The following is a 23,078-nucleotide window of genomic DNA, read 5'->3' as shown; positions in this document are numbered from 1 at the left end:
CCCTTAAGCCCCGAGCCTATCGAGCGGCGCACCGCGCGGACAGGTCGGAGCGCCCGATTGTCGTGACGGGACACAATCAAATTCCATGCCCTGCGGGTATCATCGTGCGGGCCGCCCGATCATTCCCCAAAAATCCGGAACTTCGTTGCGGATATGCAACGGTTCCCCGCGATCTGAAGCCGGACAAAACAAACTCCCATTCCGGCCACGAACCGCTCTCACAAGGCCGTGAGACGATCAGGGGAACGACGATGCGTGCACAACGCGTTTGGAAAGTGAATGGGGATGCCAGCATCGGGCACCTCCAATCCAGACTGGATGATCTGAACAAGCGGCTGGGCCAGCTTGAAAGCCAGCATCCGGACAGCTGGAAGATCGAGGAGCTGAAGGCGAGCGCGCTCAGCCTGTCGCGCGAGATCGACGACATCCGCTGCGCCGAGGCGACGGCGGCCTTGAGCGAATTGCTGCGGAAGTAATCAGGCTTTCGCGATTCGCGCCCTTCAAGGGAACCTAGCTCCACCGCCGCCATTTCCATGAGAGCATGGAGCACGGTCAAGGCCAGGCACCTGACGTGAGCCCATCTCGCGCGAGGTGGCCGGCGCGGTGTCCATGCTGGTCCTGCGCGCGACGGCGGCGTTCGCCGCGCGCGCCACTTTTTTGAGGTTTAGCGCCGTGAGGGATTTCGCATGACGTCCGAGCCCGAGGAGCAGGTGCGGCTGCAAGGCTTTGGCGAGATGACGTTGCGCACGGCTGTCGCGACGCTGATGCAGCTCGCACCGCGCGAGCGCGCGGAGGCCGCGATCTTCCGCGTCCGCGACGGCGTGCGACTGGCGGAAAGCGAAGTCGCCGAGCTCGCATCGCACTGGGGCATCGAACCGGCGCCGAACGTGCGGTCGCCGCGGCTGGTCCCCGAGCAGCACTGGCCGGAGGTCGTGCGCGGCATGGTGCGCGAGGCCCCGCTGCCGGCGCTGACGGTGGCGTTTCTGCTGGGGGTGCTGGTGGCGCGGCGATAAGGCTCTCGCGCCGACCGCGACCGCTCCCCAAGACCACCATCAAGACCACCATTCCTGGCCGCCGCAGCGGCCAGGCCGGTGACGGTCAAGCTCAGTGATGCATCTTCTTTGCGCGCGCGGGCGGCATGAGCACCGTGTCGATGACGTGAATGACGCCGTTCGACGCTTCGATATCGGGCTGGATGACGTGCGCGTCATTGACGCGGACACCGAAACGTCCATCGACGCTGACGGGCTGGCCCTGAACGGTGGCGACTTGCAGCGATTTACCGGCGATGTCGGCGGCCTTCACGCGGCCCGGAACGACATGATACTTCAGGATGGCCGCCAGCTTGGCCTTGTTCTTCAACAGCGATTCGACCGTGCCGGGCGGCAGCTTGGCGAACGCCGCGTCACTGGGCGCGAACACGGTGAAGGGGCCCTTGCTCTTGAGCGTCTTCACGAGGCCGGCCGCTTTGACGGCCGTCACCAATGTGGTGAACGAACCGGCGGATACCGCGGTGTCCACGATGTCGGCGGCACGCGCCACGGATGGACCAAGCAGGCCAGCGACCAAGGCCGCTCCGGCCACGAACGAACGAATTGCGGGCGTCATCAAATTTTCCAGATGTGAGTGAGGCCGTGACGAAGCAATGAATGCGCGCGATGCCGCACATCCATCGTCCGATCAGTTGCGATCGACCCGTAGGAAACGAAACGTCGCGACGGCTGGATCACCGCTCCTTCTGAAATCCACGAACAGCGACGAGACGCCGCAGCAGAGTCTTACCACCATACATTCAGTTCAGAGTCTTGATCACGAAATCCTTGAGCCGCTGCGCCGGCAGCGGAAGACGGTCGCGTTCAAGGATCGCGATCTCCGTGTCCTTGAGATCAGGCATTGGCTTTCCGTCCACCACGTGGAGATCGGGCGGGACCATGTCCTTGGGAAGTACCGTCACACCGAGCCGCGCGCGGACGGCCGCAAGCGTCCCGGCCAGAGAGCCGCATGTATAGGCAACCCGCCACGATCGCTTGGCGCGATCAAGCGCTTCGGTTGCGCGTTTCCGATAGACACAGGGTTTTGGCGAGACCGCGAGCGGAAGCACGCCTTGCCTGAGATCGACGCCGCCGGTCACCCAGACCAGCGGCTCGCGCCACACCCTTGTGCCGGGGATTTCGATCGAGCGCTCGCGCTTGATCAGCGCGAGATCAAAAGCGCCTTTGCGGAAGCGCTCGATCAGGTTCATGGTCAGGTCGCAGGTCACTTCGAGATCGACCTGGGGATAGGCGTGGGCGAACCGGGCGAGCACGTCAGGCAGATGGCGGGTCGCGAAGTCCTCGGGCGCCCCCAACCGGACCAGTCCGCGCACCGCGGGCTCCTGAATGCGCGCCACCATTTCGTCGTTCAGGTCGAGCATGCGCCGGGCATAGTCAAAGAAGGTCTCGCCTTCCGGGGTCAATGCGACCGCTTGCGGTGATCGCTCGAGCAATTTGTGGCCGACCATTTGCTCGAGCCGGCGGATCTGCAGCGAGATCGTCGACTGTTGCAAGCCAAGCGTTTGCGCGGCGCGCGTGAAGTTGCCGAGCGAAACGATGGTGACGAACGACCTGATGAGGTCGATGTCGAGATTTTGGCGCGAGCGGGGCATCACCATTGCCTTTTGCAATGATGATCCTTGATACAATCAATTTTGGCAAACACCAACGAAAAGTTATGCAGCCCTCCATTCGCCCCAATCCGCAGGAGGTCCCTTGCTCGCGCTCGCCGTCCAGAATCTCGTCTCACCCTCGGTGCTGTTCTTCGGCATGGGCCTCGGCGCCTCGCTTGGCCGCTCCGATCTCTCCGTCCCGGAGGCCATTGCACGTTTCCTTTCGCTCTATCTCCTGATCTCGATCGGCTTCCGCGGCGGCGCCGAGGTTGCCCATCAGGGCCTGTCACTGACGCTCGCGCTAACAATCATGGCGGGCATCGTGTTGTCGGCCGGCTTGCCCTTCATCGCCTACGCCTTGCTGCGCTACGGTGCCGGCCTCGACCACATCAATGCTGCGTCCGTCGCCGGCCACTACGGCTCGATCTCCGCGGTGACGTTCGTTGCCGTGACGGGCGCGCTTGCCCAACTCGCGCTACCCTATGACGGCTACATGATTGCGGTTGCGGCCGCGATGGAGACGCCGGCCATCTTCTCGGCGCTGCTGATCGCGCGCAGCGGGCGAGGACGAACCAAAGGCGAGTCTTCACCGGACTTCCTGCGCGAGATTGCGCTCAACGGCTCGATCGTCGCCTTGCTCGGCGCTTTTGCGGTCGGCTGCATCACCGGCGAACGCGGCATGACCTCGCTCAAGCCCTTCCTGCTTGATGCATTTCCCGGCTTCCTCTGCGTCTTCCTGCTGGATATGGGCCTGATCGCCGGACGCGGCCTGCGGGAGGGCTGGAAATCGCTGTCTGCCGCGATCGCAGGCTTTGCCTGGGTGATGCCGCTGATCGGCGCCGCCTTCGCTGCCGCCTGCGCCTGGCTCATCGGATTGTCGCCAGGCAGCACCGCGATCCTGATGACGCTGGGTGCATCCGCCTCCTACATCGCCGTCCCCGCCGCGATGCGGTTGGCTCTGCCCGCGGCAAACCCTGCGATCGCTTTGACGCTTTCGCTCGGCCTGACCTTTCCATTCAACCTGATTGTCGGCATCCCGCTCTATATCGCCGCCGCCCAGATGATCGCACGGTGAGGACAGCATGCAGATGTTTGCCAAGAAGCGGATCGAAATCCTGATCGAACGAGCGCTGCTGAAGCGGCTGACCGAGGAACTCGAGCGCACGGGCGTGAGCGGATACTCCTTCGCTCCCCTCGCCGGCGGACGTGGCCAAGCCGGGCGGTGGGAAGCGGACGGCCAGATCGGGGACGCCGCCGGAATGTTCGCCCTATGGTGCATCGTGGACGCGGCTCGCCTGGACGAGCTGTTGCAAGCCGTCTTCGCCATCGTCGCCCGGCAGGTGGGCCTGGTCTCCGTCAGCGACGTGCAGGTGGTGCGGCCGGAACGGTTTTGACGGGCAGCAAACGGCCGATCAGGCGGCGTTTGGAGCGAAGATCCTGATCAAGGGCAGAGCCGATGGTCGGCCACCGGAACAAGCTGCCCTGCCCCGGCAAATCCGCCGTGGACCCGATCCCGAAATCGTTGCAGAAAGGCGTTCCGAGGCGCCGGCGGCCGGTCTGCCAAGCCTCTGGAAAACGTCGACTTTTGGAAGAATGGTCGGAGTGGCAGGATTCGAACCTGCGACCCCTGCGTCCCGAACGCAGTGCTCTACCGGGCTGAGCCACACTCCGACAAGAAGGCGGCTTATAGCGTCGGGTTTGACGCACCGCAAGCGGCCGAGATGAGGAATTTTGTCCCTGTGAAAACGGGCCTTGAAACGCTGATTTTACCGGCCGGTGCGGCCGGCGCGGAGGCGGCCGCCAGGACCTTGGCCGCCGGCGGGCTGGTCGCGTTTCCGACCGAGACGGTCTACGGGCTCGGGGCGGACGCCGCCAACGCAGGCGCGATCGCCCATCTCTACGCCGCCAAGGGGCGGCCGGCGTTCAATCCGCTGATCGCGCATGTCGCCGATATCCCGGCGGCGCGGCGGATCGGGCGGTTCGACGCGCGCGCGCTAGAGCTGGCGGAAGCGTTCTGGCCGGGGCCGCTGACGCTGGTGGTGCCGAAGGCCGAGGGCTGCCCGGTGGCGGATCTCGCCACTGCCGGGCTCGACACCGTCGCGATCCGCATTCCCGCCCATCCCGTCGCGCAGGCGATCCTGCGCGCCTTCGGCGGGGCCGTGGTGGCGCCGTCGGCCAACATCTCCGGCCACGTCTCGCCGACGCTGGCCGCCCATGTCGAGAGCGACCTTTCGGGGCGGATCGACCTGATCATCGACGGCGGGCCGGTTGCGGTCGGCGTGGAATCGACCATCGTCGGCTGCTTCGAGACGCCCATGCTGCTGCGGCCCGGCGGCCTATCGCGCGAGCGGATCGAGGCGGTGCTCGGAGAGACCCTAGCGCGGCCGCCTGCGGAGACGGGCAGCGACGACAGCCAGCCGCTGGCGCCTGGCATGTTGGCCTCGCATTACGCGCCGCGCGCGTCCGTGCGGCTCGATGCACGCGAGGTGGCACCGGGCGAAGCGCTGCTGGCGTTCGGCTCCGCACGCCTGCCTGGCGTCGATACCGCGTCGGCCGTCATGAATTTGTCGCCCAGCGGTGATCTCGATGAGGCCGCCGCCAATTTGTTCGGCTATCTTCGCGAGCTCGATGCGAAGGGCCCCCGGGCGATCGCGGTGATGACAATTCCCGAAGAGGACCTTGGCGAGGCGATCAACGACCGGCTGCGCCGGGCGGCGGTGGCGCGATAGCGCATGATCCGGACCCGAAGGGCCGCGTTAGCGCAAAGTGTGCAGCGGTTTTCCGATAAGATCATGCGCAAGGGATAAAAGTGGAAGAAGAGACACGAGAATGAACGTCAATACACCCGCCGTCCCGCCGCTTGCGCCCGAGCTGATCGAGCAATTCCGCAACATCGTCGGCGAGCGCCACGCCATTACCGATGCCAACGACATCCAGCCTTACGTCACCGAGGAGCGCAATCTGTTCCACGGCCGCTCGCCGCTGGTGCTGCGCCCGGGCTCGACGGCGGAGGTCTCGGCGATCTGCAAGCTCGCCTCCGCGCACAAAATCGCGCTGGTGCCGCAGGGCGGCAACACCGGGCTCGTCGGCGGCCAGACGCCGCACAACGGCGAGGTCGTGGTGTCGCTGCGGCGGCTGGACAAGATCCGCGAGGTCGACACCGCCTCCAACACCATGACGGTCGAGGCCGGCGTGGTGCTGCAAGTGGCGCAGCAGAAGGCATCCGACGTCGACCGGCTGTTTCCGCTGTCACTGGGCGCCGAAGGCAGCTGCACCATCGGCGGCAACCTCTCCACCAATGCCGGCGGCACCGCCGCGCTCGCCTATGGCGTCGCGCGCGAGATGGCGCTGGGGCTCGAGGTCGTGCTCGCCGACGGACGTGTGCTCAACACGCTGTCGAAGCTGAAGAAGGACAACACCGGCTACAACCTGCACAACCTCTTCATCGGCGCCGAAGGCACGCTCGGCATCATCACGGCGGCGACCCTGAAGCTGTTTCCGAAGCCGCGGGCGGTCGAGACCGCCTATGTCGGCCTGAAATCGCCGGACGCGGCCTTGAAGCTGCTGACGATCGCGCAAGGCGAAGCCGCCAATGCGCTGACGAGTTTCGAATTGCTCTCGGAGATGGCGGTGGACTTCTCGGTCCGTCACGGCATCGACGTGCGCGATCCGCTCGCAGAAAAGCATCCCTGGTACGTGCTGATGGAATTGTCGTCTCCCGGCGACGACGCCCGCACGCCGCTGGAGACGATCCTTGGCCGCGCCATGGAGGAGGAGATCGTCGACGACGCCGTGATCGCGTCGAGCCTCGCCCAGCGCAACAATTTCTGGAAGCTGCGCGAGGAGATGTCGGCGGCGCAGAAGCCGGAGGGCGGCTCGATCAAGCACGACATCTCCGTTCCCGTCGCGGCCGTGCCCGACTTCATCGCCGAGGCCGACGCCGCGGTGGTGAAGCTGATCCCAGGTGCGCGGCCGGTGCCGTTCGGCCATCTCGGCGACGGCAATCTGCACTACAATGTCAGCCAGCCGATCGGCGCCGACACGGCCGATTACCTCGCGCGCTGGCACGAGGTGAACGCGGTGGTGTTCGAGATCGTGCTGCGCATGGGCGGCTCGATCTCCGCCGAGCACGGCATCGGCGTGCTCAAGCGCGACGAGCTCCCCGACGTCAAGGACAAGACCGCGATCGAGCTGATGCGCGCGATCAAGGCGATGCTCGACCCGCACGGCATCATGAACCCGGGCAAGGTGCTGTGAGCGCGCTCGCGATCGACGCCATCACCGATGCCGATGTCGAGGAGGTCGTCGCGCTGTGGCGGCGCTGCGACCTGACGCGGCCCTGGAACGATCCCCATGCCGACATCGCGCTGGCGCGGCGGCGCGACAATTCCACCGTGCTGATCGGCCGCGACGATGGCGCAATCGCGGCGACAATCATGGTCGGCCATGACGGCCATCGCGGCTGGGTCTATTACGTCGCGGTCGACCCCGATAGCCAGAAGCGCGGCTTCGGCCGCCTCATCATGGCGGCGGCCGAGGACTGGCTGCGCGCGGCCGGCATTTCGAAGCTGCAGCTCCTGGTCCGGCGCGAGAATGACAGGGCTCATGCGTTCTATGGCTCGCTGGGCTTCGAGCTCTCGACCTCCGTGATGTTCCAGAAGTGGCTCGACGGCCGCGCCACGACCTCAATCACCTGAGATCCCGCCATGACCATTTCCGACCGCGTCCGCATCAAGGACGTCCGCGTGCTCTCGGACGGCTGGACCACGCTGAAGACCACCACGTTCGAGTACCGGCGCGCCAGTGGCGAATGGCAGACGCAGCATCGCGAGACCTATGAGCGCGACAACGCCGCCGCCGTGCTGCCGTACAATCGCGCGCGGCGGACGGTGATCCTGGTGAAGCAATTCCGCCTGCCCGCCTTCATCCGCGGCTACGACGACCTCCTGATCGAGGCGGCCGCCGGCGTGCTGGACAATGCCGAGCCCGAGGAGCGCATCCGCGCCGAGGCCGAGGAGGAAACCGGCTATCGGCTGCACCACGTCCACAAGGTGTTCGAGGCCTTCATGAGCCCGGGCGCCATCACCGAGAAGCTGCATTTCTTCGTCGCCGAGTACGAGCCCGAGATGCGGGTGAGCGACGGCGGCGGCCTCGAGCACGAGGGCGAGGACATCGAGGTGCTGGAGCTTTCCATCGACGAGGCGCTGGCGATGATCACCGATGGCCGCATCATCGACGCCAAGGCGATCATGCTGCTGCAATATGCGGCGCTGCATGTTTTCAGGTAGGTGTGCTTTCTTCCTTCTCCCCTTGTGGGAGAAGGTGGCGCGAAGCGCCGGATGAGGGGTCTGCCCCCGCGAATTCAAAAGTGCGCGGACTCGTGGAGAGATACCCCTCACCCGTCTCGCCGCCATGCGGCGAGCCACCCTCTCCCACAAGGGGAGAGGGATAGCAGCACCGACGCCGCACCATCTTCATCTGCAATCCTGTCCTGCATCCTCCCTCCCCCCGTTGAGCAACCGCAAAACTCCCTCTAGTCTGTCGCCAACAAGAACCAGGAGACGCGCCCATGTCCGCTCCGCGCGACGACGAATTCGGCTTTGCGCCCGATTATGATGCTCCCGTCCCCTACATGCAGCGCACGCGGGACTATTACGCGGCGATCGGCTACACCACTCCGTATCGCTGGGCGCATTACACCGCAGCGCCGTTCCAGCCGCTGAAGAAGCCGCTGGCGAAGTCGCGCGTGACCATCGTCACGACCGCCGCGCCCTACGATCCCGCCAAGGGCGACCAGGGACCGGGCGCGGCGTATAACGGAGCTGCGAAATTCTACCAGGTCTATGACGGCGACACCTCGAAACAGCACGATTTGCGCATCTCGCACATCGGCTACGACCGCAAGCACACCTCGGCGACCGACAACGGCACCTGGTTTCCGCTGCCGCAGCTGTTGAAGGCGAGTGCTGCGGGCCGCATCGGCGAGGTGAGCCAGCGCTTCTTCGGCGCGCCGACCAATCGCAGCCACCGCGTCACGCTCGACACCGACGCGCCGGAGATTTTGGCGCGCTGCCTTGCCGACGAGGTGGACGTCGCGGTGCTGGTGCCGAACTGCCCGGTCTGCCACCAGACCACGGCGCTGGTGGCGCGGCATCTCGAAGCAGCCGGCATTCCGACCGTGATCATGGGCTGCGCCAAGGACATCATCGAGCACGCGGCGGTGCCGCGCTTTTTGTTCTCGGATTTCCCGCTCGGCAATTCCGCCGGCAAGCCGCACGACGTGGCCTCGCAGGCGCAGACGCTGGAGCTTGCGCTCAAGCTGCTGGAGACCGCGAGCGGCCCGCAGACGACGATGCAGTCGCCGCTGCGCTGGAGCGAGGACGCCTCCTGGAAGCTCGACTACAACAACGTCGCCCAGCTTTCGCCGGAGGAGCTGGCGCGCCGCCGCGCCGAATTCGACAAGCAGAAGGAGATCGCGCGCGGCAACCGCGCCGCCTAAAGCGCGATGAGATTCGGTTGGATCGTCATCGCACTTTAGATTGTCTTTGCGCATGATCTTTCCGGAAAACCGCTTCGCACTTTTCCGGATCATGCCTGACGTCGTCCGATAACAATAAGATGGGAGAGCGACGTGACGCGACCGTTCGAGGGCGTGAAGATCCTGGATTTCACGCAAGTGCTGGCCGGCCCCTATGCCAGCTACCAGCTCGCGCTGCTCGGCGCCGACATCATCAAGGTCGAGCGGCGCGAGGGCGAGGACATGCGCCGCACGCCACTCTCCCGGGAATGGGCCGAGCGCGGGCTGGCGCCGGCGTTCCAGGCCGTCAACGGCAACAAGCGCAGCCTGACGCTCGATCTGCAGAAGCCGGAGGCGATCGCGATCGTGAAGAAGCTCGCCGCGAGCGTCGACGTCGTCATGGAGAATTTCCGCCCCGGCGTGATGGACAAGCTCGGCATCGGCTATGAAGCGCTGTCAGCCGTCAATCCCAAACTGATCTATTGCGCGGTGTCGGGCTTCGGCCAGACCGGCCCGGATCGGCTGCGGCCCGGCTATGACGGCAAGATGCAGGCGCTCTCGGGCATCATGGCGATATCAGGCCATCCCGAGACCGGGCCGACCCGCGCGGGCTTTGCGGTCTGCGACGTGCTGTCGGGCGCCACGGCTGCGTTTGGCGTCTCGAGCGCGCTGTACCAGCGCGACCGCACCGGCAAGGGGCAGCTGATCGACGTCTCCATGCTGGAGGCGACGCTGGCGTTCCTGTCGGGCCAGATCGCGGACTGGTCGGTCGCCGGCCATCGCCAGACACTCTCCGGCAACCAGGCGGTGAGCCGCAGGACCACGGCCAACCTGTTCAAGTGCGGCGACGGCCACATCCTGCTCGCCGTCAACAACGAGAAGCAGTATCGCGCGCTGATGGCTGCGCTCGGCCGCGAGGACACGCTGTCTGATCCGCGCTTCGCCGATTGGTTTGCGCGCAACGAGAACGAAGCGGCGCTGCGCGCCATCATCGAGACGGCGCTGGCGGCAAAGCCGGCGCGCGAATGGGAGAGCATTCTGGAGGACGCCGGCGCGCCCTGCGCCAGCATCTGGAAGGTCGAGGACGTGATCGACCATCCGCAAATCAAGGCGCGCGGCGCGATCCAGGAGCTGGACACGCCCTACGGCCGGCTGCGCTTTGCCGGCAGCGGCTTCAAGCTCGCCCACGGCGGCGGCCGGCTGGACCGGATGGCGCCGGAGCTCGGCGCGGATACGGACGCGGTGCTGGGCGAGCTCGGATTCGCTGCGGCGGAGATCGCGGCGTTGAGGGCGAAGGAGGTCGTTTAAGACTCCGCTCTCGTAAGGTGGGCAAAGCGAAGCGTGCCCACCATTCCGCCCCCGAAAAAAGCGAAGATGGTGGGCACGGCGCTTCGCGCCTTTGCCCACCCTGTACCCTTCTGGCGTTCGGAGGCCAGTCAGTTGGTGTAGGCTGGTCGGCCGGGCCGATCCGCCGGGAGCCGCCTTGCCCACCTGTGCCTTGAGCACCGACGTAGGACCCGCGCCCCAGCCGCTGTCCAGGATGCCATCGGCACCGGCGTAGCCGGCGCGAAGCGTCCTGGACTGCGGTGAGCACCGCGCTACCCTGGTTCACCAAGGCACGAAAGCTCTTGACCAAGGCTAGGAGGTCCTACGGCATCATCAAAGCCGCTACTCCGCCGGCTTTTCGTCTTGGCGAATTGCCCGCTCGACCTGCAAGGTGCGCTTGGCGCGACGCTCGGCGATGCGATCGATCATCTGGCTGATCACGCTGCGCGGCTTCTGCGGTGCCGCCGCAGTCGGGGCCCGGCGCGCCGGCGGGGAAATCTTCTCAAACGAGAATGCTGGCATCGTGTGTCCCCTCGCCGTTGAGATGAACCACCTGCTCGAATATCGCTGTCATCCGGACGAAGCGCGGCTGCCGCATCCTTTACTCCACTCAATTCAAGTGGAACCATTCAAGCACAGTCCATGCCAGATGCGACGCAAATTGCGTCCAGATTGCGGACTCGTCCCCATGATCCTAAAGTGATCCACCATGTTCGAAGCACACTTCCAGACATTCGAGGAGCCGGAGGCTGGCGTCGCATTGACGGCACGGCTGGCCGCGTTTCGCGAAGAACTCGCCCGTCGCAAGCTCGCCGGCTTCGTCGTTCCGCGCGCCGATCAGCAGCAGAACGAATATGTGCCGCCGTCGGAAGAACGGCTGGCCTGGCTGACCGGCTTCACGGGCTCGGCGGGATTCGCGGTGGTTCTGGCGCAGGAGGCCGCATTGTTCGTCGACGGCCGCTATACGCTTCAGGCCGCCAAGCAGGTCGATGCAAAGGCCTGGGTGGTGGAATCGCTGATCGACCCGCCGCCGGAGAGCTGGGTGTCGGCGCATCTGAAAGCCGGTGACCGCCTCGGATTCGATCCATGGCTGCACACTTTTGCGGCAGCCGAGCGCCTGTCCGCCGCCTGCGCCAAGGCCGGCGCCGAGCTGGTTGCCGTCGACAGCAATCCGATCGACGCGATCTGGCAGGACCGTCCGCAGCCGCCGCTCGCCCCCGTCGCGGTGCACGGGCTCCAGCATGCCGGCGTCACCGAAGCCGAGAAGCTGGCGCAGATCAGAGGCGAGATCGGCAAGCTCGGCGTCGACGCGCTGGTGCTGTCCGACAGCCACGCAGTCGCCTGGACCTTCAACATCCGCGGCGCCGACGTCGCCCATACGCCGCTGCCGCTGTCCTATGCGCTGGTGCCGAAAGACGGACGTCCCACCATTTTCATCGATCACCGCAAGCTCTCCAATCTGACGCGCGACCATCTCGAGCAGTCCGCCGATGTGCGCGAGCCCGACGCGATGGCGCCGACGCTGATGGCGCTGGCCAAGGGCGGCGGATCGATCGCACTGGACGGTGCCACCGCAGCCGACGCGCTCAGCCGGCTGATCGCGAGCGCCGGCGGCAAGCCGGTGCGCGGCAGCGATCCGATTGCACTGCTCAAGGCGGTCAAGAACGCGACCGAGATCAAGGGGACGCAGACCGCGCATCGGCGCGACGCGCTGGCGCTGGCGCGCTTCTTGGCGTGGATCGACCGCGAGGCACCAAGCGGCAAGCTGACCGAGATCGACGCGGTCGAGGCGTTGGAGACGTTTCGCCGCGACACCGGCGCGCTGAAGGACGTCTCGTTTCCGACCATCTCCGGCACCGGCCCCAACGGCGCCATCGTGCACTACCGTGTCACGCGCAAGAGCAACCGGCGCATCGCGCCCGGCGACCTCCTGCTGATCGATTCCGGCGCGCAGTACGAAGACGGCACCACCGACGTCACCCGGACCATGGCCGTGGGCGAGCCGACCGCCGAGATGCGCGACCGCTTCACGCGCGTGCTGCGCGGCCATATCGCGATCGCGCGCGCGGTCTTCCCCGACGGCACCACCGGCGCGCAGCTCGACACGCTGGCACGGCAATATCTCTGGGCCGCCGGCGTCGATTTCGAGCACGGCACCGGCCACGGCGTCGGCAGCTATCTCTCGGTGCACGAAGGGCCGGCGCGGATTTCGAAGCTCGGCACCACGCCGCTGAAGCGCGGCATGATCCTCTCCAACGAGCCCGGCTATTACAAGACCGACGGTTTCGGCATCCGCATCGAGAACCTCGAGCTGGTGGTCGAAGCCAGCATCGAGGGCGCCGAGAAGCCGATGAACGCGTTCGAGACGCTGACGCTCGCACCGATCGACCGCCGGCTGATCGATGCCGCGATGCTGAGCAAGGATGAGCTCGACTGGCTCAACGCCTACCACGCGCGCGTGCGATCCGAGGTCGGGCCGGCGCTCGACGAGGCGACCCGGGCCTGGCTCGATCGGGCGACGGCGGAGCTGAAGGCGTAGGGCCTCACTGCCGCAGCGCATGGCGCCACGCCCCCTGCGCAAAGCTCTTCCCCAACACAACTGCCATGCTCCGCGAAAGCGGGGCATCCAGTATTCCAGAGGCAGCAAACTTAGATTGAGACGCCGCGGCGTACTGGATTCCCCGCCTGCGCGGGGAATGACAGCAGAGGCTGACGCCAACATCGTGCTTCCATCATCACCCTCCCGAAATCCGTATAGCCGCATTCCGAAACGCCGATATCCGTCTTGCGCCGGCGCGCTACAGTCGATTCGAACGCAGAAGATGGACACGCATGCACGGCATCATCAGCAAGCCGCCGGAAGGGACGCGCAACCTCGCGACCTCGCGCGGGGTGCTGCTGCTGCTGGTCGTGATGACCGGGATCGCGCCGATCTCGCTCTACATCCTTGTTCCGGCGCTGCCGGTGCTGGCGACGAATTTCGACAGCGACATCTCGATCGCGCAGATGACGGTGTCGCTCTACATGGTCGGCATCGCGTTGTCGCAGCTGATCATGGGCCCGCTGTCCGACCGGTTCGGACGGCGCCCGGTGCTGCTCGGAGGGTTGGCGCTGATGGTGGCGGCCAGCATCGCCTGCATCTTCGCCGAAACCCTGCCGCAGCTGATCGCGGCCCGCTTCTTTCAAGCCCTGGGCGGCGCCGCCGGCATGGTGGTGAGCCGCGCCATCATCCGCGACATCTACGAGCGCGACCGCGTCGCCTCGATGATCAGCCTGGTGGTCGCGGCGCTGATGATCGGACAGATGGTTTCTCCGCTCACCGGCGGCCTGATCGAGACGGCGTTCGGCTGGCGCGCGATCTTCTACGCCATCACCATCGCTGCAATCATCGTCGCCGTCGGCATCGCGGTGGCGCTGCCGGAAACGCGTCGCAGCCGCACCGCCGGCGGCGGCTTCCGCGGCGACGTCGCCGTCCTGATCAAGAGCCGCGCCTTCGTCGGCTATGTGATGTGCCAGGTGCTGGCCTCGCAGATCATCTTCACCTTCGCGGGCGGCGGCCCGTACATCGTGGTGACGCAGATGGGCCGGACCAGCGCCGAATACGGCGCCTGGTTCGCGACAACGGGATTTGCATTTCTCGTCGGCAACCTGCTCTGCGTGCGCTTTGCGCCCAGGCATTCGCTGGAGAGGCTGATCTGGTTCGGGCTCGCGCTCCAGATCTGCGGAAGCCTGCTGAACCTGCTGTGGAGCTTCACGGGGTGGAACGAGGCCCCAAGCTGGCTGTTCGGCACGCAGATGATCGTCATGGTCGGCAATGCCTTCGTGATGGCGAATTCCGCTGCCGGCGCGATCAGCATCCGTCCCGAAGCCGCCGGTGCCGCCTCGGGCGCCATGGGCTTTCTGCAACAGGGCATCGGCGCGCTGATGTCGCAATTCGGCGCCTATCTCGGCGGCCATTCCTCGACCACGTTGCCGCTCACCTCCGCGGTTCTCGCGGTCTCGCTGCTCTGCGCCTGCATGATGATTTTCGTCGTTCCCCGCCGTGAGCTCGTGGTGAGCGAGAAGCTGATCGAGCAGGCGGAGGAGGAAGAGAGCGGGATGATGTGAGGGGGCGGCACGCGGGTGAGCAACGGCTGCTGCTTTGCTCTTGGTGTCATCCCCCGCGAAGGCGGGGGATCCAGTACACCGCGGCTTCTCCGCATCCTCGTCCTGTCTCTGGAATACTGGATTCCCCGCCTTCGCGGGGAATGACGGCGGAACGTGACGCGCTGGCGCGCCTCCTCACTCGATCAGCTTCAGCCACTCGTCCTCGGTCAGCACCTTGACGCCGTGCTTGTTGGCCTCCGCCAGCTTCGAGCCCGCACCGGGACCGGCGACGACCAGATCGGTCTTCTTCGACACCGAGCCCGAGACCTTCGCCCCCAAGCGCTCTGCCGTGGCCTTGGCCTCGTCGCGCGTCATCTTCTCCAGCGATCCGGTGAACACCACCGTCTTGCCGGCGACGGCCGAATTGCTCTTCGGCTTCTCGGCGTCGACGATCTCGACCTCCTTGGTCAGCCGCTCGACGATGCCGCGATTGTGGCTCTCGCCGAAATAATCGGCGATGCTCTTGATCACGGTGTCACCGATCTGGTCGAGCGCGTCCATGTCCGCGATCGCCTCCTCGTCGCCCTTGGCGACCTTGAGGCAGGCATCGTGGAAGGCATCCCAGGAGCCGTAGCCGCGCGCCAGCGCCAGCGCCGTGGTCTCGCCGACATGGCGCATGCCGAGCGCATAGACGAAGCGCTCCAACGCGATCCTGCGCCGGCTCTCGATGGCGCCGAACAGATTGCGCACCGAGGTCTCGCCATAGCCCTCGATCTCCTCGAGCTTGAGCTTGGAATTGCGCTTCTCCAGCGTGAAGATGTCGGTGGGCTCCTTGACCCATCCCTCGTCGAAGAAATACTGGAGCTGCTTCTCGCCGAGACCGTCGATGTCGAAGGCGCGGCGCGAGACGAACAGCTTGAGGTGCTCGATCTTCTGATAGGGGCAGGCGAACTCGCCAGTGCAGCGGGCGCGCGAGCCCTCCTCGCCCGCCGCCGTCTCCTCGCGCACCACGTCGGTGTGGAGCGGACATGGGCACTTCTTCGGGAAGTGGAATTCCCGGGCAGACTTCGGCCGCTTGTCGAGCACGACGTCGACCACCTGCGGGATGACGTCGCCGGCGCGCTGGATCACGACGGTGTCGCCGATCCTGATGTCGCGCCCCTCGCGCAGCACCTCGCCCTTGTTGCCGATGCCCTTGATGTAGTCCTCGTTGTGCAGCGTGACGTTCTGCACGATCACGCCGCCGACACCGACCGGCTCGAGCTTGCCGACCGGCGTGAACGAGCCGGTGCGTCCGACCTGGATCTCGATGTCGCGCAGCACCGTCATGGCGCGCTCGGCCGGGAATTTGTGCGCGATGCCCCAGCGCGGCGTGCGCGAAACGAAGCCGAGCCGCTCCTGCCAGTCGATGCGGTCGACCTTGTAGACGACGCCGTCGATGTCATAGTCGAGCCTTGCGCGCTGCTCCTCGATCGCATGATGGAAGGCGAGCAGTCCCTCGATGGAATGGCATAGCTTGGTGAGCGGGTTGGTCTTGAAGCCGCAGCGCTCGAACCAGCCGATCATGCCGCTCTGCGTTTCCTCCGGCATAGCGCTCATCTCGCCCCAGGCATAGGCGAAGAAGCCGAGGGGGCGCGAGGCGGTGATGGTCGGATCCTTCTGCCGGAGCGAGCCCGCGGCCGAGTTGCGCGGATTGGCGAAGATGATGCCGCCTTCGGCCTTCTGCCGTTCGTTGAGCGCGAGGAACGCCTTCTTGGTCATGTAGACCTCGCCGCGCACCTCGCAGATCTCCGGGACGTTGCGGCCTTTCAGCTTCTGCGGCACGTCTTCGAGCGTGCGGATGTTGGCGGTGACGTCCTCGCCCACCGCGCCATCGCCACGCGTCGCCGCAGTGACGAGCTCGCCGCCTTCGTAGCGTAGCGACATCGAGAGGCCGTCGATCTTCGGCTCGGCGGAGAAATCGACCTTGCCGTCGTCGAGCTTGAGGAAGCGAACGATGCGGCCGACGAAGTCGCGCACGTCCTCTTCGGCAAAGGCATTGTCGAGCGACAGCATCGGAACGGAATGCCGCACCTTCCTGAAGCGCCCCGACGGCGCGGCGCCGACCTTCTGCGAGGGCGAATCCGCGCTGACGAGCTCCGGGAAACGCTTCTCGATGGCGTTGAGGCGCTGGCGCAACGCATCGTATTCGGCATCGGTGACGGTGGGCGCGTCCTCTTGATAATAGCGCTCGTTGTGCCCCTCGATCTCGAGCGACAACCGCATATGCTCGACCTTGGCCTGGGCCTTGGTGAGATCGGCGACGTCGCGAAGCGGTTTCGATTTTGCTGCTCTGGCCATGGGTGCTTGGATACGACGGAGCGGGCGGGAGGGTAAAGTCGGAAGAGCTCTCGCGCCCCGGACGCAGCGCAGCGCTTCTTCAGCGGTGCGCTGCAGAGGCGGGGCCCACGGGGCGGCATTCTGGTCCCGGCTCGCGCTACGCGCGTCCGGGACACGAAGCCTAACTCGCCGCCTTCAGCAACCGCTCCGCAGCCGCCCTCGCCTCCGCTGTGATCTCGGCGCCGGCCAGCATGCGGGCGATTTCCTCGCGGCGGTGGTCGGCGGCGAGCGCATTGACGCGGGTGGCGACGCGCTTGCCCTTGTCGAGGGCGTCCTTGGAGATCAGCAGATGCTGGTCGGCGCGGGCGGCGACCTGCGGGGCATGGGTCACGGCCATCACCTGGACCTTGCCGGCAAGGCGCGCGAGGCGCCCGCCGATGGCGTCGGCGACCGCACCGCCGACGCCGGTGTCGATCTCGTCGAACACCAGCGTCGGCGCCGAACCGCGGTCCGACAGCACGACCTTGAGCGCGAGCAGGAAGCGCGACAGCTCGCCGCCCGAGGCGACCTTCATCAGCGGCCCCGGCTTGGTGCCCGGATTGGTCTGCACCCAGAACTCGACACGGTCGAAGCCTTGCGGCCCCGGCGCGGCCTCGTCGGTCTCGACCTGGGTCATGAACCTGGCGCGCTCGAGCTTGAGCGGCGCGAGCTCGGCGTTGACGGCCTTGTTGAGCTTCTCGGCCGATTTCTGCCGCGCCGCCGACAGCTTCTTGGCGGCGGCGGCATAGCGGCCATCCGCCTCGATCGCGGCTTGCTCCAGCTTCTTCAATTGCGAGGCGCCGGCGTCGATCAGCACGACGTCGGCGGCATATTTGGCGGCGAGCGCGGCGAGCCCGTCGACCGGCGTCGAATATTTGCGCGAGGCGGCGCGCAACGCGAACAGCCGTTCCTCGATACGCTCGAGCTCGGCCGGATCGAAATCGGTTGCGGCCAAGGCGGCTTGGAGATGCTGGTCGGCCTCCTCCAGCGCGTTGATGGCGGCGTCGATCGCCTTCACGGCCGGCTCGACCAGGGCCGGCGAATTGACGCCGCGGCGCTCCAGCCGGCGTACCGCGGCCGAGAGGGCGGCGACCGGCGAATGATTGCCGCCGACCGCCTCCTGCGCCTCGCGCAGGTCGGAAGCGATCTTCTCGCCCTGCATCATGGTGCTCCGGCGATGGGCAAGCGAGGTCTCCTCGCCGTCCTTGGGCGCGAGCTGTTTCAGCTCGGCGGAGGCGTGGCGCAGATAATCGGCCTCGCGCGCGGCGCGCTCCATGCCGGCGCGATGCTCCTCCAGCGCGGTGGTGGCGGTCCGGCGTGCGTCCCAGAGCGCTTCGACCGCGGCGACGTCCTTCTCCAGGCCGGCGAAGGCGTCGAGCAGGCGGCGATGGGTGGCGGCGTCCACCAGGGCGCGCTCGTCGTGCTGGCCGTGAATCTCGACCAGGGCGGCGCCGACCGCCTTCAGCGTCTGCACGCTGATCGACTGGTCGTTGATGAAGGCGCGGGTGCGGCCGTCGGCGAGCTGCACACGGCGCAGGATCATCTCGCAGGATTCTTCAACGCTGGTGTCGTCGAGGCCGTTCTCGGCGAGGATCTTCGCCGCAGGGTGATTCTTGGGGACGTCGAACACGGCGGTGACCTGCCCCTGCTCCGCGCCGTGGCGCACGAGGCCGGCGTCGCCGCGGCCGCCGAGCGCCAGCGCAAAGGCATCGAGCAGGATGGATTTGCCCGCACCGGTCTCGCCGGTCAAAACCGCAAGGCCCGTTGCGAATTCGATATCGAGCCGTTCGATCAGGACGATGTCGCGGATCGATAGACGCGCCAGCATGGAACCAAATTTCCTAGCCGAGGCCCATCTTCTTGAAGGTCTTGCTGATCCAGGACCCCTGATTCTCGCTCGGCTCGAGACCGCCGGATTTTACAAGATTATAGGCGTCCTTGTACCAGCGGCTGTCAGGAAAATTGTGGCCAAGCACGGCCGCCGCGGTCTGCGCCTCGCCGACGATGCCGATCGCCATATAGGCTTCGGTCAGCCGGTACAGCGCCTCCTCGACATGGCGGGTGGTCTGGTACTGGGTGACGACGGTCTTGTAACGGTTGATCGCCGCCGTGTAGTCGCGCTTCTGCGCATAGTAGCGGCCGACGTTCATTTCCTTGCCGGCGAGCTGATCGCGCGCACCTTCGATCTTGGCCTTGGCGGACGTCGCGTATTCCGAGTTCGGATATTTGCGCACCACCTCTTCCAGCGCCGCGATCGCCTTCTCGGTACGGGTCTGGTCGCGGCTGATGTCCGGGATCTGGTCGTAATGGGAGGCCGCGATCAGATATTGCGCATAGGCCGCATCCGGGCTGCCGGGATGCAGCGTGACGTAGCGGGTGGCCGCGCCGATGCAGCCGTCATAGTCGCCGCCCTGATAGGACGCATAAGCGGACATCAGCAGCGATTTGCGGGCCCAGTCGGAATAAGGATGCTGGCGGTCGACCTCTTCGAACTTCTTGTTCGCCGCCTTCATGTCCTTCTTCTCGTTCATGAGGTACAGGCCCTCATTGTAGATCTTGTCGGCGGGCTCCTCGACGAAGGTGTCATCCTTGGCGGTGAACTTGTCCCAGAGCGAGCCGGTGCCGCAGCCGGCCAGCGGCAGCGCGAGCAGGATGAAGGTGACGGCCTGAAGCAGCCCACGAGCTCGCAAGGAGATCGAGAAATATCCGCGCGTCATACGCTGTGCCGACATGAGTTTAAGCCCTGACGCCCTGTGATGCGGTGCCCGCCAGCCCATGACCCCGTCACGGGCGCGAAATGGTGCCGTGGTGCCTGTCATGCGACCACGCCGATGGATCCGAAAAGCGATCTTTAACCAACCGGATAGGCAGGCAATTCGCCCGGATTAAGGCGAACTTGCCGCAATGCTAGCCGATCATGGTTACCAGGAGTTTCCCGGGGGGGTGCGCCGCGGCCGGAGGCCCGCGGAACTGCTCTGTTCAGGACACGTCCGGCCCGTAGGCCGCCGCAACCCGGCCACCGACGATCCCGCGGCCGACTTCGCCCACGGGACGCGTGGTGCGGCGGATCGCCTCGCCCTCGACCACCCGCCAGGCGGTCCGGTCGGCCAGCAACGCAGTCAGGACGGCGTGGTTGAGCTTGTGGCCGCCACGCACCGAGCGGTAGGCACCCAACAGCGGCAGGCCGGCCAGCGAGAGATCGCCGATCACGTCCAGCACCTTGTGACGGGCGCATTCATCGGCGTAGCGCAGACCCTCGGTGTTGAGCAGCCGCTCGTCGTCGAACACGACGGTGTTGTCGAAGGAAGCGCCGAGGGCATAACCCGCGCTCCAGAGCCGCGCGACATCGGACATCAGACCAAAGGTCCGGGCCCGGCCGACTTCGCGGCGGAAACGTTCCGGGTTGAGGTCGAAAGTATAAGCCTGCTGGCCGATGACGGGATTGGTGAAGTCGATCTCGACCTCGACACAGAACCCGTTGGCGTAGGGCCTGATTTCGCCGAAGGAATCGCCGATCTTGACCGAGATCGGCTTCAAGACCTGAATGAAGCGGCGCTGCGCCGGCTGGGTCACGATGCCGGCCTGGTCGATCGCCGCAATGAAGGCCGCGGCGCTGCCGTCCATGATCGGCACTTCCGGACCATCGATTTCGATGGTGGCGTTGTCGACACCCATGCCCCGCAGTGCAGCAAGAACATGCTCGGCGGTGGACACCAGCGGACCGCTGCGATCGCCGAGGACGGTGGCGAAGTCGGTCGCGATCACCTGATCGGCCGTCGCCTGAACTTCGCGATCACTTCCCTCGAGGCCTGTCCGGATAAAAACAAAACCCGCGTCGACAGGCGCGGGCCCAAGCGTGAGAGTGACGGGAAGACCGGAATGAACGCCCACGCCTGCCACGGAGGCTTGCGCACCAAGCGTTGTTTGCCGGCTAAATTTCATCAGGAACCCGCCCCACTACGACCCATTGCGACTTATACGAGACCAACTTGCCCGGCCAGTGCCGGCGCCGCGAATCCGTATCCCCAAGTCACGGCAAACCATAATCACTGCCCTAAACAGCGCCAACTCACGGTTTTTTACCGATTGTTACCCCAAACCCGCCGTATTCGCGCCAAGGCTTAACCAAATTGCGCCGAGCTTTTGGGCCGCTGCCGGCAATTCTACCGAACACCCAAACGCGTAATTAATCATTTAAAATCAGCTGCTTGATTGCACAATCCGGACATGCACGGGAGCAAAGGAAAGGTCCCGGCAAGCTGGTTGCCGGGACCTGTTTTCGTCCGTCTTATTGTAACAATCCTCAGGTCGCCTGCCGCCGCAGGAAGGCCGGGATATCAAGATGGTCGTCGCCCTGTGGCGCCGGCGCAACAGGGGCGGGTCGACCATGCATGTCCAAGCCCTGCGGGGCCGGGCGGCGAGCGTACTCGGATACCGGTTCGTTCGATGCGATCTGCTGGGCCACGGTCTTCTGCGGCCGGCGCTCGGGCAGCGGCGGCATCGCGGGGCCGGTGGTGCGGGCCGCGACCGGCGCCTCGCTTTCCTCGTCGCGACGGCCGAGGCCGACATTGGCGAGGCGCTGCAGCAACGACAGGCGGCTCTTCTGCGGCGCCTCCTCCTCGACCTCACCGCGCGCCTGGCGAAGCTCGGCCTGGGCCGGCATCGGCAGCTCGTCGATGCGCGGCATCCTGGGCGTACGGACCGGGCGTTCGGCCTGAGGCGGGATGAAGGTTTCGGGCGTCATCGGCTCCTGCATCACGGCCGGAGCCTGCTCGGGCTCCGGAAACAGGGTTGGCTTCTGCGCGATCGGACGCACGGTGACGTCGCCGTAGGTCTGCATCGGCGCCGGGGCCTGCGGAACATCGGCAACGGCAGCCGCGATGGCGGCGAGCGCGGCGCGCTCGACGTTCGGACGAGGCGCCATCGGCGCGGCAGCAACCGGAGCCTGGCTTGCGGCCGGGATCTGCGCTTCCAGCTTCTGGGCGCGCTCGGCCATGCGCTGGTTGTCGGCGCGGAGCCGCGCGGTCAGGTCGGCGAGACGGCTCTCGGCGGCCGCGGCCGGAGCGGCGGGCGCCTGCTGCGCCTGCGGGGCCGGGTTTGCGACGGGGGCGGAAGTGGCCTGGCTGTTGCGGGCGATCGCGGCCTGCTCGATGCCGGTGGCGACGACCGAGACGCGGATCAGGCCGTCGAGCGCTTCGTCGAAGGTCGCGCCGACGATGATGTTGGCGTCCTGGTCGACTTCCTCGCGGATGCGGGTCGCGGCTTCGTCGACCTCGAACAGAGTGAGGTCCTTGCCGCCCGTGATCGAGATCAGGAGGCCCTTGGCGCCCTTCATCGAGCTATCGTCGATCAGCGGGTTGGCGATCGCCGCTTCCGCGGCGGTCAGCGCGCGCTTGTCGCCGGAGGCTTCGCCGGTGCCCATCATCGCCTTGCCCATTTCGCGCATGACGGCGCGGACGTCGGCGAAGTCGAGATTGATCAGGCCTTCCTTGACCATCAGGTCGGTGATGCAGGCGACGCCCGAATAAAGCACCTGGTCGGCCATCGCGAAGGCGTCGGCGAAGGTGGTCTTCTCGTTGGCGACCCGGAACAGGTTCTGGTTCGGAATGATCAGCAGCGTGTCCACGACCTTGTGCAGCTCGGCGATGCCGGCTTCGGCGGTGCGCATGCGGCGGCCGCCCTCGAAGTGGAACGGCTTGGTCACGACGCCGACGGTGAGGATGCCCATGTCGCGCGCGGTCTTGGCGATCACGGGAGCTGCACCGGTGCCGGTGCCGCCGCCCATGCCGGCGGTGACGAACACCATGTTGGCGCCCGAGAGATGGTCGCGCAGTTCGTCGATCACCTCTTCCGCCGCCGCGGCGCCGACGTTCGGCTGCGAGCCGGCGCCCAACCCTTGCGTGACCGCGGTGCCCATCTGCACGATGCGCTGCGCCTTCGACATCGTCAGCGCCTGCGCGTCGGTGTTGGCGACCACGAAGTCGACGCCCTGAAGGCCGGCCGTGATCATGTTGTTGACGGCGTTGCCACCGGCGCCGCCGACGCCGAACACGGTGATCCGGGGCTTCAGTTCGTGAATATCAGGAACATTGATGCTGATGGTCATGGTTGCCTCTCGATCACGCGCGCGTGGGTTCGCCCCGGCCG

The 23,078-nt window shown here is 66.2% G+C and carries 20 protein-coding genes and 1 tRNA gene; 12 read left to right on the top strand and 9 right to left on the bottom strand.

What is annotated here, in order from left to right:
• Positions 1–62 precede the first annotated feature (62 nt).
• Together DCM79_RS26630 and DCM79_RS26625 are read left to right on the top strand one after the other, a co-directional pair.
• A complete protein-coding gene (locus tag DCM79_RS26630; RefSeq protein ID WP_257177066.1) occupies positions 63–476 on the top strand; it encodes a hypothetical protein in 414 nt (137 codons plus the stop codon).
• A gap of 210 nt (positions 477–686) precedes the next feature.
• Positions 687–1,013, top strand: coding sequence for a hypothetical protein (locus DCM79_RS26625; protein WP_257177065.1), 327 nt, complete (start codon positions 687–689; stop codon positions 1,011–1,013).
• Positions 1,014–1,104: 91 nt separating this feature from the next.
• Here DCM79_RS26625 and DCM79_RS26620 read toward each other — a convergent pair whose 3' ends face one another.
• A complete protein-coding gene (locus DCM79_RS26620) occupies positions 1,105–1,608 on the bottom strand; it encodes a fasciclin domain-containing protein (RefSeq protein ID WP_257177064.1) in 504 nt (167 codons plus the stop codon).
• Positions 1,609–1,792: 184 nt separating this feature from the next.
• Complete coding sequence (locus DCM79_RS26615) at positions 1,793–2,644, bottom strand: LysR family transcriptional regulator (RefSeq protein ID WP_257177063.1); 852 nt, start codon at positions 2,642–2,644, stop codon at positions 1,793–1,795.
• A 103-nt stretch (positions 2,645–2,747) separates the two neighbouring features.
• Here DCM79_RS26615 and DCM79_RS26610 point away from each other — a divergent pair, with 103 nt between their 5' ends.
• Together DCM79_RS26610 and DCM79_RS26605 are read left to right on the top strand one after the other, a co-directional pair.
• Positions 2,748–3,719 carry a sodium-dependent bicarbonate transport family permease gene (locus tag DCM79_RS26610; RefSeq protein WP_257177062.1) on the top strand — a complete coding sequence of 324 codons (972 nt, stop codon included), beginning with the start codon at positions 2,748–2,750 and terminating at the stop codon, positions 3,717–3,719.
• A 7-nt stretch (positions 3,720–3,726) separates the two neighbouring features.
• Positions 3,727–4,038, top strand: a complete 312-nt coding sequence (locus DCM79_RS26605) for a P-II family nitrogen regulator (RefSeq protein WP_257177061.1) — start codon at positions 3,727–3,729, stop codon at positions 4,036–4,038.
• 200 nt (positions 4,039–4,238) lie between these two features.
• Here the strand turns inward: DCM79_RS26605 and DCM79_RS26600 are convergent.
• A tRNA-Pro gene (locus DCM79_RS26600) sits at positions 4,239–4,315 on the bottom strand.
• Positions 4,316–4,383: 68 nt separating this feature from the next.
• On the opposite strand from DCM79_RS26600, the gene DCM79_RS26595 reads away from it, so the two are divergent.
• The 6 genes from DCM79_RS26595 to DCM79_RS26570 all read left to right on the top strand — a co-directional run bounded on the left by DCM79_RS26595 (position 4,384) and on the right by DCM79_RS26570 (position 10,469).
• Complete coding sequence (locus tag DCM79_RS26595; RefSeq protein ID WP_257177060.1) at positions 4,384–5,373, top strand: L-threonylcarbamoyladenylate synthase; 990 nt, start codon at positions 4,384–4,386, stop codon at positions 5,371–5,373.
• Positions 5,374–5,473: 100 nt separating this feature from the next.
• A complete protein-coding gene (locus tag DCM79_RS26590) occupies positions 5,474–6,901 on the top strand; it encodes an FAD-binding oxidoreductase (protein ID WP_257177059.1) in 1,428 nt (475 codons plus the stop codon).
• Positions 6,898–7,341: a GNAT family acetyltransferase gene (locus tag DCM79_RS26585; protein ID WP_257177058.1), complete on the top strand. Its 444-nt coding sequence runs from the start codon at positions 6,898–6,900 to the stop codon at positions 7,339–7,341. The genes DCM79_RS26590 and DCM79_RS26585 overlap by 4 nt, the downstream gene beginning before the upstream one ends.
• 9 nt (positions 7,342–7,350) lie before the next feature.
• Entirely contained in the window at positions 7,351–7,932 is a 582-nt protein-coding gene (locus DCM79_RS26580) for an NUDIX domain-containing protein (protein WP_257177057.1), read from the top strand.
• A gap of 281 nt (positions 7,933–8,213) precedes the next feature.
• On the top strand, positions 8,214–9,143 hold the full coding sequence (locus DCM79_RS26575) for a glycine/sarcosine/betaine reductase selenoprotein B family protein (RefSeq protein WP_257177056.1): 930 nt from the start codon (positions 8,214–8,216) through the stop codon (positions 9,141–9,143).
• A gap of 132 nt (positions 9,144–9,275) precedes the next feature.
• Positions 9,276–10,469, top strand: a complete 1,194-nt coding sequence (locus tag DCM79_RS26570) for a CaiB/BaiF CoA-transferase family protein (RefSeq protein ID WP_257177055.1) — start codon at positions 9,276–9,278, stop codon at positions 10,467–10,469.
• A gap of 360 nt (positions 10,470–10,829) precedes the next feature.
• Here the strand turns inward: DCM79_RS26570 and DCM79_RS26565 are convergent, their stop codons facing one another.
• Positions 10,830–11,009, bottom strand: a complete 180-nt coding sequence (locus DCM79_RS26565) for a hypothetical protein (RefSeq protein ID WP_257177054.1) — start codon at positions 11,007–11,009, stop codon at positions 10,830–10,832.
• Positions 11,010–11,196: 187 nt separating this feature from the next.
• Between DCM79_RS26565 and DCM79_RS26560 the strand changes: the two genes are divergently transcribed.
• A complete protein-coding gene (locus tag DCM79_RS26560; protein ID WP_257177053.1) occupies positions 11,197–13,026 on the top strand; it encodes an aminopeptidase P family protein in 1,830 nt (609 codons plus the stop codon).
• A gap of 293 nt (positions 13,027–13,319) precedes the next feature.
• Positions 13,320–14,594 (top strand): multidrug effflux MFS transporter, encoded by a 1,275-nt coding sequence (locus DCM79_RS26555; protein WP_257177052.1) that lies wholly within the window; start codon positions 13,320–13,322, stop codon positions 14,592–14,594.
• Positions 14,595–14,768: 174 nt separating this feature from the next.
• Here DCM79_RS26555 and ligA read toward each other — a convergent pair whose 3' ends face one another.
• The 5 genes from ligA to ftsZ form a co-directional block, all read right to left on the bottom strand.
• Entirely contained in the window at positions 14,769–16,913 is a 2,145-nt protein-coding gene (gene ligA, locus DCM79_RS26550; RefSeq protein WP_257177051.1) for an NAD-dependent DNA ligase LigA, read from the bottom strand.
• 160 nt (positions 16,914–17,073) lie between these two features.
• Positions 17,074–18,759, bottom strand: a complete 1,686-nt coding sequence (gene recN, locus DCM79_RS26545) for a DNA repair protein RecN (protein WP_257177050.1) — start codon at positions 18,757–18,759, stop codon at positions 17,074–17,076.
• A 13-nt stretch (positions 18,760–18,772) separates the two neighbouring features.
• Positions 18,773–19,663: an outer membrane protein assembly factor BamD gene (locus DCM79_RS26540; RefSeq protein WP_257177049.1), complete on the bottom strand. Its 891-nt coding sequence runs from the start codon at positions 19,661–19,663 to the stop codon at positions 18,773–18,775.
• Between the two features lie 247 nt (positions 19,664–19,910).
• The gene (gene lpxC / locus DCM79_RS26535) at positions 19,911–20,873 is read right to left on the bottom strand and encodes a UDP-3-O-acyl-N-acetylglucosamine deacetylase (RefSeq protein WP_028138065.1); all 963 of its coding nucleotides are present in this window, start codon (positions 20,871–20,873) and stop codon (positions 19,911–19,913) included.
• 361 nt (positions 20,874–21,234) lie between these two features.
• On the bottom strand, positions 21,235–23,037 hold the full coding sequence (gene ftsZ, locus DCM79_RS26530; protein WP_028138066.1) for a cell division protein FtsZ: 1,803 nt from the start codon (positions 23,035–23,037) through the stop codon (positions 21,235–21,237).
• Positions 23,038–23,078 lie beyond the last annotated feature (41 nt).

This window comes from Bradyrhizobium sp. WBOS07, assembly GCF_024585165.1.
GTDB lineage: Bacteria > Pseudomonadota > Alphaproteobacteria > Rhizobiales > Xanthobacteraceae > Bradyrhizobium > Bradyrhizobium japonicum_B.
This window is presented reverse-complemented; position numbering and strand designations above follow the sequence as displayed.